Here is a 6,312-nt window from a genome sequence, read left to right on the forward strand (position 1 = left end):
TTGACGCCAACCTCTCATCTCTTTGTTATTTAATCCTCTAAGCTAACTTTAGTTTCTACTATGAGGGCTAGGTTATGCGTATCGAACGTCACGGGATATCGGTTGGAATTGAACGTGTTAGCGGTGAAACCATTGTTGTGTTCAAAGCGAAAGGTAAACTCACACACGATGACTATCAAGCAATGATGCCAATTCTAAATACTACACTAGAAGAACTCGATTCATCTAAACTCAAGATGCTGGTCGACATCTCTACCTTAACGGGTTGGGAGTTACGTGCTGCTTGGGATGATTTCAAACTGGGATTAGAGCTCAATTCGAAGATAGACAAAATCGCGATTTATGGTGATAAAAGCTGGCAAGAATTCGCTTCAAAAGTAGGGAGCTGGTTTGTGTCCGGTGAGATAAAGTCATTCGAAGACCATGACTCTGCGCTTAAGTGGCTAATCGATTGATTCTATCTGCGGACAGCTAGCGAGCAATCCGTAAACAACACCTATGACAGTTGATGAGCATTGTCTCGAACGCTGTCATTTTTCGTTTTGGTTATGATATTTCCGATTCGATTCAATAGAGTATATTCATTGCAGCGTGTAACATACCCAGGCTTTGTTTGGTCGTGGCTAATAGCGCGGCCAGATTCAGTAATAACGAGAACTAAAACAGAAATAAGGTCTAACGACATGCATAAGGTAATTGATAAGCTGGCTTGGATATTCATCAAAGACGGCAAGTTGTTGATGGTGAGATCAAAAGGCAAAGAACTGTTCTACCTACCGGGTGGTAAGCGTGAAGCTGGCGAAAGTGATGAGCAAGCACTGGTTCGCGAAATCAAAGAAGAGATCTCAGTCGATTTAGTGCCTGATTCCATCAAATACGTCGAGACATTTACAGGCCAAGCTGATGGAAAAGCGGAAGGCGTATCGGTGCAATTGACTTGTTACCATGCTGATTATACGGGCGAACTGTCTCCAGATGCTGAAATCGAAGAACTTAAGTTTGTTGATGGCAACGACAGAGCGGTATGTTCATTGGCAGCACTGGTTGCGCTTGATTGGTTAGAAGCGAACCAGTATTTGGCTTAAGGTTTTAGCGGCTATTAGCTAACGCTGAAGATTGATCTTCAAAAGATCATCGCTTACGAATAGCTTGAAGGGCGGCTGTCTTTCATCAACAGGTCGAGTTTCCTTTGAGCTTTCTTCGTGTCTTGTAAATCCACCACCTCAATCATTTCACACTCATCTCGTACCATCTCATTAATCAGGCTTGGATAGTGTCTGCAATCTTCTGGTCGGTCTAAGTAGATGCTGCATGTGTACTTGGCTTGAGCCTTGGTGTCTTTCGTCGGAACTAGCTCCAGAAAAGGGCAGCGAGTTAAACGTTCACCAGATTCAGGGTCGAACCAGATCTCGCTTCCTCGGACATACTCAAAGATGTCTGGGTTGAACAACTCCCACAAATCAATCTCTTCTTGCGTTGCGGCAAGGTCACCATCTCCGTATTTGATACAGCATTTCCCGCATTGATTACAATTTTTCATTAGTGACTTCATTGGTTGGTGAGCTTTTATCATTTTACCACTGATAGGCGTGGCACGTTGACTTTGTTGTTCATGGTTAAGCCGTTACGGGGCGAGAACATGGAATGACGGCGCTTAAAATCAATTTATCTATGCACCACCACTCCAATCAAAGCTGTAAACAGTGATACAATTTGCGCATCTCACGTTATTCAAGCAAAGGCATCAAAATGAGAACCGTATACACCACCGAAGGCAACATTAACGCAAAGAAACAAAAAGAGGCTTACCCAAAGCTCGCTTTATGTGACAAGTGCGTTGGTGACTATGTGGTTATCGAGCAAGGTGAACGAACTTACAAGCCTTGTGCTAAATGTGGTGCCGACGATTAATGCGCCTTGATAAATACCTATGTAAAAGCACTGACCTAACCAAGCCTGAAGCGATTGAACGCATCCATAATGGCGAGGTGAACGTAAACAGTGAAACAGTTACTGATGAGTCAGCTCAGGTTCATGTAAGCAACACCATCTTGTTAAATGGCACGCCGCTTAAGTTGCGTGAATTTCGTTACCTCCTAATGCACAAGCCTGCGGGTACTATCTGCTCTAATATCGATGAAGTTTATCCTTCATTGTTTAACTACATCGAGATAGACAAAGCATCAGAACTGCACATAGCAGGGCGCTTAGATGCCGACACTACAGGCTTAGTCTTGATTACCGATGATGGGCGCTGGTCATTCAATATTACGCTGCCAACCAAGTCATGTAAGAAGGTGTACCGCGTGACATTGTCACGAGGTATCAAAGACGATGTCGCTGATAAGTTCAAAGCGGGCATTCAATTGCAGGGCGAACAAAAACCGACGCGTCCGGCAGAGCTCGAGGTGATTACCAGTAAACAAGTGCTGTTGACCATTACAGAAGGCAAGTTTCATCAAGTAAAACGAATGTTTGCTGCGGTCGGGAATCGAGTTGTTGGCCTACACCGTGAACAGATTGGTGACGTTCGTTTGGATGTTGAAGCAGGCCAGTGGCGTTATCTAACTAAAGCCGAAGTTGACTCATTTCAGCAAGACTCTGAATAAGAGCTCTGAATAAACGCCGTAACCACTTAAAGCGTTAAGCGTGTCAGCACCAGAACATCAATACTATAAGGATATAGGATGGAAAACCTAAAAGTCTCAGAAATTAAGTCTTTCGTACCCGCGAAAGACTTCGATTTGTCCAAGCGTTTTTACCAGTCAATCGGCTTCGAGCTGATGTCTGAATTTCACGATATCGCCTATCTACGACACGGCGGTTGTGCGTTCCTTCTGCAAAACTTTTATGAACCTGCGCACTGTCACAATTACATGATGCACTTGCTGGTTGAAGACGTAAAAAGTTGGTATCAACACATCCAAAACTCTAATGTAGTGTCGGAATTTGAAGTTACCGTTTCCGAGGTTGTTGAACAGCCATGGGGAATGCTTGAGTTTTGTGTCACTGACCCAAGTGGTGTGCTGTGGCGTGTGGCTGAAAACATAAGGTCGCGCTGATTCATCCAACTTGCATTGATAGTATGTCTAGGTTCACGGTGCTTTTCTGTCCTATTTGCTAGAGTGACAATTCAATGAGCATGGAGGTTTTATAATGGGAACTGTAATCGGTTTGGTGATTCTAGCTGCTATAGATTGGTGTCTTGTTCGTAAAACAGGGCTTCATATTCATAAATGGGTCTCTAAAAAGTATGCCGCGTATCTGTCGGATAAGGGAAACAAAAAATAGCCTTTTCTTATTACGTCATCGGTATAAAAAACGTTATCTGCTATTCATTTTACACACATTGCAAAGATTGGAGGATTCATGATAGGTAAAGGAAAGTGCCTATGTGGCTCAGTTGAGTTGGAAGTAGAGTACGCCAGTAATGAATTGGGGGCTTGTCATTGTAGTATGTGTAGAAATTGGTCGGGCGGTCCGATGTTAGCCATTGATTGCGCTGATTCAGTTAAAATATCAGGTGAATCGAATGTAGTTAGATATAAGTCGTCCGATTGGGCTGAGAGGGGTTTCTGCGGTAAATGTGGTACTCACTTGTTTTACTTTTTGGTGCCGAATAATCAGTATCACCTTCCTGTCGGTTTATTGATGTCTGGGGATGACTACAAATTAACTCATCAGATATTTATCGATGAAAAGCCCGAATACTACGAATTTAAAAATGAAACACAAAATATGACTGGCGCAGAAGTATTTGCCCACTTTGAAAGTGGAGAGTAGCACTTAGTTTTTATTAGCTTAAGACTAATTCACAACGCTCGGCATTTTTTAGTTTCGGTCGAGTTTTGTGTTTGCGGTGTAATGGTTTCGGTTAGGTGGTGCTCACGCCTAACATCCCAGCATCAACCCCCAACTTGAAGTACCTCGAAACTCGATTATGTGAACTCCTAATAGCTGAATAGTTACTCTAATATACAATGAGTTTTCTAATGGCTCTGAGGGGGCGGACATGACAGATATGGCAATATCAAGTTACCTTGGCTGGTTGTTACTTATTATAGGTTGTTATCCTTTCTTGCTTGTTGGTGTCAGTATGTTTTTCTATGATGCAGAGCGTAAACAAGCATTAAGGTGGTTGAACGGAGTTAGTTTTCTATTGGCTGTATTCCTTCTTTACATGCATATGCAGACAGAAGTCATCTATGGTCGGGAACTGCTCGAAGCCTGGTATCATGATAACCCAGAAGATAGGCCTCAATAAAAAGTACATAACAAGTGTTTATTATCCATTTCGGTATATAAAAATGATGCTAAACGATTGGCATTTCCAGCTAGAATCAACTTTAGTGTTTTCGGCACAATGGGTGAGGTGAGGTGATCGCGATGTCAGCTACTTCAAGCGGCGATAGCTCTTCTAACCAATAGTGCTTATCGGAGTGAACCATATTCTCTTAACAAGTATAGCTCACCATTTTTGGCATCAACTACGTACGGTTTTTGACTGGTTAAAAGAGTTACTTAATGTTGGTAATTACTTAGGTTACTATTTAGCTCAGTATTGATTTGATATACAAAATTTTTGGACGAAGGTTATGAGAAAAATAATATTAAACATTGTCTTACTATCGGTGTTTGTTGCGTCTTTATTTCTAACAATTTCATCAGCAATAGACATTTCAAAAGAAGTGACAGTAAAGCTCCATGAGTTTGATTGGAGTGGTGTCTCCGGTGTAATGGACATGGTCATGGTTATTTTAACTTTCGTCTTACTGGTTGGACTTAAACAAGGTTCGAAGTCTATTGAGGAATCGACCCGAAGTCGTAACGCCGAATTGTTGAATTGGGCGATGGAAGAGATGTCAGCATTAAAACCTGCGATTAGGTTGGTGACAGACGCTCACAAAAGAGAGCCTTATAGTCAGGTGACTAGTGACGTTAGTGTGGATTATGTATCGACATGGAGCAAAGAAGAATTACAAGCCGCTCAAGCTGTAAGTGTTGCGTTGCAGAGAATGGGGTACTTTGCTACTCATGATTTGGTATCAAAAAAGCATTTTCTGAATCTTTGGGGGCCTTTATATCTATCATGTTGGTATTCACTCGAAGGTTGGGTTAAACATAAGCGACTTCAACTTGATGAACCTTTTGATATCGCTGATGGCGCATACTCGAGACTGTACTTTGAAAAATACGCCATGTACTGTGAAGAAAAGTTACCGCCTTTGTTATTGAATAATACGAGAAAGCAGTTTGGCTTAGATCCAATGGTTCAACCCAAAGCCCACATTAAGTTGGGCATAAAATTGAAAGCAAGGCTCACAGAAAAGGTTGATATCTAACTACTCACCACACAATACTTTTTGGAATCAAAGGGGCTTGTTAGCTTGATCAACACATAAATGCTAAGAGTGTATTGGCTGATCGTATATTGAAGAATGTTTCTTCAAAGGGAGATGCATGTCATTGGTTATGTGTAATGGAGAGAATAAGGGAATAACGAAAGTATTAATTGCGGGGGCTAGTGGATACATTGGTCGTCACGTTACATCGCTATTCACAAAAAGTGGCTTTGAAGTTTTTACATACGGTAGAGACAAAGTCGTCACACCTCCTATAGTTGGGTTAATAGAAGATAGAGCTGACTTTGAAGGCTTCTTTGACGTGGTTGTGAATTGTGCGCGTCCACATTGGTCACAATTCTCCGCACATGAAATAGCCGATGTGGAGCAGAAATTGCTCTCTGAGTTAGACCTACTTGCCGCTAAAGGCGCAACAAAGATACATACATCAGGTGTTTGGCTTTTTGGCAACGCATCTAGCGCTGATTTGAGACAGTTTAGACTGAAACCCTTAGACGCCGTTAGATTAGACGTAGAAACGATACATAGCGCTATTAGAAACAGGTGGCACGTCGTCTACTGTCCTAGTTTGGTTTATGGCGGTGAGGATTGTCAGCTAAAACGAATTGTAGAATCTTTCGCTAGCCAAACGATTCAAGTAGGTGTGCCGTCTATAGGCTATAACCAATATGTTCATGTCTACGACATTGCGAAGTTCTATCTACTTTTGGCGCAAGGCCGAACCTTAGAAAAGCAGCATTTTATTGCTGAGACGCAAGGCTATAGTCCTGCAGAGTTCGCTCGACTCTTACTAGCTGCAAAAGCTGTAACAAAAGTAAGAAAGATCCGTTGGGAAGAGTTTGAGTCAGAAAATGGCTCTATGGCCGTTGGTATTGAACAACTGAATCTAAAATTACCAATTAGTTCTTCGTTTGAGGCTACTGAGTCAATTAGTGAATATATTGAAAAT

The 6,312-nt window shown here is 42.0% G+C and carries 10 protein-coding genes; 9 read left to right on the forward strand and 1 reads right to left on the reverse strand.

The window, feature by feature from the left end; translation table 11 throughout:
* The first annotated feature begins 74 nt into the window (after nucleotides 1–74).
* On the forward strand, nucleotides 75–455 hold the full coding sequence (locus AB4232_RS11480; RefSeq protein ID WP_372087143.1) for an STAS/SEC14 domain-containing protein: 381 nt from the start codon (nucleotides 75–77) through the stop codon (nucleotides 453–455).
* Between the two features lie 228 nt (nucleotides 456–683).
* Nucleotides 684–1,085: an NUDIX domain-containing protein gene (locus AB4232_RS11485; protein ID WP_372087144.1), complete on the forward strand. Its 402-nt coding sequence runs from the start codon at nucleotides 684–686 to the stop codon at nucleotides 1,083–1,085.
* Nucleotides 1,086–1,138: 53 nt separating this feature from the next.
* Here AB4232_RS11485 and AB4232_RS11490 read toward each other — a convergent pair whose 3' ends face one another.
* The gene (locus AB4232_RS11490) at nucleotides 1,139–1,540 is read right to left on the reverse strand and encodes a YkgJ family cysteine cluster protein (protein ID WP_004733901.1); all 402 of its coding nucleotides are present in this window, start codon (nucleotides 1,538–1,540) and stop codon (nucleotides 1,139–1,141) included.
* Between the two features lie 209 nt (nucleotides 1,541–1,749).
* Here AB4232_RS11490 and AB4232_RS11495 point away from each other — a divergent pair, with 209 nt between their 5' ends.
* The 7 genes from AB4232_RS11495 to AB4232_RS11525 all read left to right on the forward strand — a co-directional run.
* A complete protein-coding gene (locus AB4232_RS11495; protein WP_017059212.1) occupies nucleotides 1,750–1,911 on the forward strand; it encodes a hypothetical protein in 162 nt (53 codons plus the stop codon).
* Complete coding sequence (locus AB4232_RS11500; RefSeq protein WP_372087145.1) at nucleotides 1,911–2,609, forward strand: pseudouridine synthase; 699 nt, start codon at nucleotides 1,911–1,913, stop codon at nucleotides 2,607–2,609. Before AB4232_RS11495 ends, AB4232_RS11500 begins: the two co-directional genes overlap by 1 nt.
* Before the next feature lie 78 nt (nucleotides 2,610–2,687).
* A complete protein-coding gene (locus AB4232_RS11505) occupies nucleotides 2,688–3,062 on the forward strand; it encodes a VOC family protein (RefSeq protein ID WP_102490754.1) in 375 nt (124 codons plus the stop codon).
* Between the two features lie 307 nt (nucleotides 3,063–3,369).
* A complete protein-coding gene (locus AB4232_RS11510; protein WP_372087146.1) occupies nucleotides 3,370–3,783 on the forward strand; it encodes a GFA family protein in 414 nt (137 codons plus the stop codon).
* Nucleotides 3,784–4,012: 229 nt separating this feature from the next.
* A complete protein-coding gene (locus tag AB4232_RS11515; protein ID WP_372087147.1) occupies nucleotides 4,013–4,264 on the forward strand; it encodes a hypothetical protein in 252 nt (83 codons plus the stop codon).
* Between the two features lie 331 nt (nucleotides 4,265–4,595).
* Nucleotides 4,596–5,342: a hypothetical protein gene (locus AB4232_RS11520; protein ID WP_304563983.1), complete on the forward strand. Its 747-nt coding sequence runs from the start codon at nucleotides 4,596–4,598 to the stop codon at nucleotides 5,340–5,342.
* 118 nt (nucleotides 5,343–5,460) lie between these two features.
* A partial coding sequence (locus AB4232_RS11525; RefSeq protein ID WP_372087148.1) for an NAD-dependent epimerase/dehydratase family protein occupies nucleotides 5,461–6,312 on the forward strand: 852 nt, incomplete at its 3' end.

Source organism: Vibrio sp. 10N.286.46.A8 (assembly GCF_041470165.1).
GTDB classification, from domain to species: Bacteria; Pseudomonadota; Gammaproteobacteria; order Enterobacterales; family Vibrionaceae; genus Vibrio; species Vibrio tasmaniensis_A.

What these genes read in the sequence shown, in the direction of transcription:
- AB4232_RS11495 (WP_017059212.1), top strand. Translation starts at nt 1,750, where the DNA reads ATGAGAACCGTATACACCACCGAAGGCAACATTAACGCAAAGAAACAA.
- AB4232_RS11505 (WP_102490754.1), top strand. Translation starts at nt 2,688, where the DNA reads ATGGAAAACCTAAAAGTCTCAGAAATTAAGTCTTTCGTACCCGCGAAA.
- AB4232_RS11520 (WP_304563983.1), top strand. Translation starts at nt 4,596, where the DNA reads ATGAGAAAAATAATATTAAACATTGTCTTACTATCGGTGTTTGTTGCG.
- AB4232_RS11485 (WP_372087144.1), top strand. Translation starts at nt 684, where the DNA reads ATGCATAAGGTAATTGATAAGCTGGCTTGGATATTCATCAAAGACGGC.
- AB4232_RS11490 (WP_004733901.1), bottom strand. Translation starts at nt 1,540, where the DNA reads ATGAAAAATTGTAATCAATGCGGGAAATGCTGTATCAAATACGGAGAT.
- AB4232_RS11515 (WP_372087147.1), top strand. Translation starts at nt 4,013, where the DNA reads ATGACAGATATGGCAATATCAAGTTACCTTGGCTGGTTGTTACTTATT.
- AB4232_RS11500 (WP_372087145.1), top strand. Translation starts at nt 1,911, where the DNA reads ATGCGCCTTGATAAATACCTATGTAAAAGCACTGACCTAACCAAGCCT.
- AB4232_RS11510 (WP_372087146.1), top strand. Translation starts at nt 3,370, where the DNA reads ATGATAGGTAAAGGAAAGTGCCTATGTGGCTCAGTTGAGTTGGAAGTA.
- AB4232_RS11480 (WP_372087143.1), top strand. Translation starts at nt 75, where the DNA reads ATGCGTATCGAACGTCACGGGATATCGGTTGGAATTGAACGTGTTAGC.